Annotated in this window: 1 protein-coding gene; it reads right to left on the bottom strand. The window is 43.8% G+C overall.

Annotation, left to right across the window (positions count from 1 at the left end):
• Positions 1–117: 117 nt before the first annotated feature.
• A partial coding sequence (locus tag A3712_RS27980; RefSeq protein WP_063525000.1) for a hypothetical protein occupies positions 118–320 on the bottom strand: 203 nt, incomplete at its 5' end.

Here is a 320-nt window from a genome sequence, read left to right as displayed (position 1 = left end):
CAATCACATCACTGTTCTCAAAAACCAAGTTGTAAATAGAATTGACGGTGTATTGAATAGCGCGTTTGTTCGCGACTTCTTGTGTCTGAGTAATCATGCTTAATCCTTAGCTTATGGTTATGACCAGTTACGTTTGATGCTTCTTGCTCTGCGGTTAATCGCCGTTTTTAACGTTGGGCTCTCCGCTTCTTCGTAGTCAGTTCGCAACTTGGAAAGAACACCGTCTCGTACTTGAGCTTTGACTTGCTTGAGCATTGCTAAGCCTTTGGTTTTCTGCTCTTGGCTTAGGCTGTATGCAGGTAAATCCGGGCAAGGTCTAT

Source organism: Vibrio sp. HI00D65, from assembly GCF_001635455.1.
In the GTDB taxonomy this organism is placed as follows: Bacteria; Pseudomonadota; Gammaproteobacteria; order Enterobacterales; family Vibrionaceae; genus Vibrio.
This window is presented reverse-complemented; position numbering and strand designations above follow the sequence as displayed.